Below are 839 nucleotides of genomic sequence, written 5' to 3'. Positions count from 1 at the left end.
CCCTCTGCGTCAAGCTGGTTGTGAGTCAGTTCACGATCAGTCGGAGGCAGGGAAATGTCTATTAGTTCAGGATTCACCGCGGCGGAGATACGCGAGTTCGTGCATGAATATCAGCTGGTGCCGTTTGGCCAGAAGGGTCCGTGGTTGGCCGAGCGTGATTTCTCGACCAGGACTCTGGCGCGGTGGCGTGCTGCAGTTTACGAAGGTGATCTGGACCACGGGCTCGTTCCGCGAGAGGGTAGTCCAATGACAGTTCCCTCGGCCAAACGCACGGCACTGGAGAAGAAGCGGGCTGAAGAGCGGGCAACGCACCTGGCCGAAGTCGCCAAGCTCAGTTCGCGGGTGCGCGAGTTGGAGGAGACGAATACCGCATTGGGAAAAGCTATCGGGCTCTTGCACGCGATGAGCGAGGAAGAGCCCGCAGCTACCCCGGCACCGCCCGATCAGTCCAATTCCTGACGCTGGAGAACGACCTCGTCGCGGAGTTGACGAGCTCGACGGGATCGCAACGCCAAGCGCTGTTGATCACGGGCGTGGCTCGCTCCACCTGGCAGTACCGACAGACGCCTCGCGCCCGGGTCTCCGACCCGCTCCCGCAGAAGGATCGCGCGTATCTGTCGCGCATCTCCATGGCCGATCGGACTGTAATCCAGACGAAGATCACGGCGGGCTGGAAAGCGGGGAACGCCGTCGATCACACGTTCGCGTCCACCTGGGACGCGGGGGTCATGCTCGCCGGACGGCGGTCGTGGTGGCGGATCGCGGCCGATATCGAGGACCAAAGCGCCCGCCCCCTCGTGCCCACCCGTCGGGGATCCAAAACACCCCGCGCAAAGCCA

2 protein-coding genes are annotated in these 839 nt (G+C 63.4%); both read left to right on the top strand.

Annotation, left to right across the window (positions count from 1 at the left end; translation table 11 throughout):
* The first annotated feature begins 246 nt into the window (after positions 1-246).
* On the top strand, positions 247-459 hold the full coding sequence (locus QMK22_RS17455) for a hypothetical protein (protein ID WP_283498925.1): 213 nt from the start codon (positions 247-249) through the stop codon (positions 457-459).
* Between the two features lie 74 nt (positions 460-533).
* Positions 534-839, top strand: a 306-nt coding sequence (locus tag QMK22_RS17450) for a hypothetical protein (RefSeq protein ID WP_283498924.1), incomplete at its 3' end; no start/stop codon positions are given.

Source organism: Cryobacterium sp. PH29-G1 (genome assembly GCF_030063365.1).
Taxonomy (GTDB): domain Bacteria; phylum Actinomycetota; class Actinomycetes; order Actinomycetales; family Microbacteriaceae; genus Cryobacterium.
The sequence above is the reverse complement of the archived record's forward strand: the minus strand, read 5'-3'. Positions and strand labels throughout refer to the sequence as shown.

Coding starts and splice junctions, on each gene's coding strand:
- QMK22_RS17455 (WP_283498925.1), top strand. CDS start 247: ATGACAGTTCCCTCGGCCAAACGCACGGCACTGGAGAAGAAGCGGGCT.